Origin of the sequence: Pseudomonas sp. PS01270, from assembly GCF_029959775.1 — a bacterium.
In the GTDB taxonomy this organism is placed as follows: domain Bacteria; phylum Pseudomonadota; class Gammaproteobacteria; order Pseudomonadales; family Pseudomonadaceae; genus Aquipseudomonas; species Aquipseudomonas atacamensis.
In genome coordinates, this window is sequence record NZ_JASCPT010000248.1 from 1 (window position 1) to 2,280 (window position 2,280).

The following is a 2,280-nucleotide window of genomic DNA, read 5'->3' on the forward strand; positions in this document are numbered from 1 at the left end:
ATTTTTGTTTGCCTATCCCGGTGGGGCGGGCGCTGGCGGGCTAAGGGGCCGGGTCAGGCAATATCAATCAGTCCAGATGCGCCCAGGTCATCCTGAACAACGCCCCGCCCCACACCGATTCGCCAACCTCAACCTGCCCGCCATGGGACTGCGACACCCGCCGTACCAACGCCAGGCCCAATCCAAAACCGCCAGTGCGCCGATCCCGGCTGGCGTCCAGTCGGGAAAACGGTTCGAAGATTTTCTCCCGTCCCTCCAGCGGCACACCCGGGCCGTCATCGCTGACCCGCACTTCATAGTCATCGCCACTGCGCTGCAGCGACACCTCGACGCGCTGCTCGGCATAGCGAATGGCATTGCGCAAAAGGTTGATCACCGCCCGCGCCATGAAGCGCGGTTCGATGCTTACCGTGTCGACCTGGCAACCGGCGATCGACAACTGCACCCCCACTGCTTCGGCCTCAAGCGCCACACTGCCGACGACGCTGTCGAGCCAATCGGCTGCGTGAATATTTTCCCGTTTGATCACCGTCGCGCCATGCTCCAGGCTGGCGTAGGTCAGCAATTCCGAGACCATCTCCTCCAGCTCACCAAGGTCGGCATACATGTCGGCGATCAGCTCGCGATTCTGGCTCGCGTCCGGTTGCTGCTTGAGTTGATCGAGCTCAAACGAAAGCCGCGCAATCGGTGTGCGCAATTCGTGGGACACCGCGTTGGTCAGTTCGCGCTGGTTGGCGATCAAGCCCTCGATGCGCGCCGCCATCAGATTGAAGTGCTCGGCCAGATCGCGGATGTTCGAGCGCCGCGACAACTGAATGCGCACCGACAGATCGTTGTCGCCGAAACGCTCGGCCGCCAGCCGCAGCTTTTCCAGATCGCGCCAGTGCGGGCGCACCCAGAAAAACAGGACGATGCCGATCAGCACTGCGAGCATCATGTACGCCGCGGTGATGTAGAACGGCATCAGGCTCGGCTCCGGCGGCAGCTTGATGCTGAGCAACTGCGAGCCACCATCGATATTGCTGATGAACTGCGTGTAATCGTCGCGGATCACCAACAGGTTTCGCGCGAGCTCAGCTTTTTCCTGCGGTGTGAGGGCCAGTTGATCGGCCTCGACCAGACTCAGCGACAGACCATAGTGCGCGCGCAATGAATCGAGTTTCTGTTCACGCTCGGCGCCCTGGCGGCCTTGCAGATGATCGACCAGCGACCACGCCTGACCACGCACGGCTTCACGGTTGTAATCCTGCGTCTGGCTGTCGAGCAACGCGTTGAAGGTGTGCTCGACCGTCTGCAAGGCCAGCACCAGCCCTACCGTCATCACCAGAAACAGCCCGAGGAACAAACGCAGCATCTATAGCTCCCACGCGAACGGATTGAACAGATAGCCCTTGCCCCACACGGTCTTGATGCACACCGGCTCGCGGGGATTGTCCTTGAGTTTGTTGCGCAATTTGCTGATGTAGACGTCGACGCTGCGATTGAGGCCGTCGAAGGCAATGCCGCGCATGCGATTGAGAATGTCATCGCGGGAAAGAATCTTGCCCGCCGCGCTGGCGAGCAACCAGAGCAATTCGAACTCCATGGTGGTCAGCTCGATCAGCTCACCGGTCAGGCGCACTTCACGGCAACTGCGGTCGATGCTCAATTGCCCGAACTCAAGAAAACTCACCACGCTGCTGTCCGGCGTCTGCCGCCGTTGCAACGCCCGCAGCCGCGCGAGCAGTACCGGCGGCTTGATCGGTTTGATCACGTAATCGTCAGCGCCGGACTCCAGACCGAGAATGTGATCGAGATCATCTTCCTTGGCCGTGAGGATCACGATCGGCGTGTCCGAGACACTGCGAATTTCCCGGCAGACCTGCAAACCGCTCTGCCCCGGCAACATCAGGTCGAGCACCAGCACTTTCGGCTTGAATTCCAGGAACGCAGCCATGGCCAGATCACCGCGATGTACCGTGCGCACCTCGTAGCCGTGTTGTTCTAGAAAGTGTGCGATCAGTGCGGCGAGACGCTCATCGTCTTCGACCAGCAGAACTTTGCCGAAACCCAGGTTATCCATAACAACCGTTGCCAAGCCAAACGTGGAAGGGCCGATATTATGCTGGCATTCATCGAACAGGCGATGACGGCAGACAGCAAAAACCGGCCACTCGCAGACTGTGTGAAAACCTAGCAATCTGCGCAGCGCTCAAAGAAAATGCTCCGTATCGAAAGATACGGAGCATTTTTCGTTATGGCCTACATCCAGGGACAGTCCCGCAGCCAGACCAGCCTGTT

Annotated in this window: 2 protein-coding genes; both read right to left on the reverse strand. The window is 59.7% G+C overall.

Features of this window, described 5'->3' with window-relative positions; all coding sequences use genetic code 11:
• Positions 1 to 67: 67 nt before the first annotated feature.
• A complete protein-coding gene (locus QMX86_RS27905; RefSeq protein ID WP_282387881.1) occupies positions 68 to 1,354 on the reverse strand; it encodes an ATP-binding protein in 1,287 nt (428 codons plus the stop codon).
• Positions 1,355 to 2,062: a winged helix-turn-helix domain-containing protein gene (locus QMX86_RS27910; protein ID WP_110645593.1), complete on the reverse strand. Its 708-nt coding sequence runs from the start codon at positions 2,060 to 2,062 to the stop codon at positions 1,355 to 1,357.
• Between the last annotated feature and the right edge of the window lie 218 nt (positions 2,063 to 2,280).

Coding starts and splice junctions, on each gene's coding strand:
- QMX86_RS27905 (WP_282387881.1), bottom strand. CDS start 1,354: ATGCTGCGTTTGTTCCTCGGGCTGTTTCTGGTGATGACGGTAGGGCTG.
- QMX86_RS27910 (WP_110645593.1), bottom strand. CDS start 2,062: ATGGATAACCTGGGTTTCGGCAAAGTTCTGCTGGTCGAAGACGATGAG.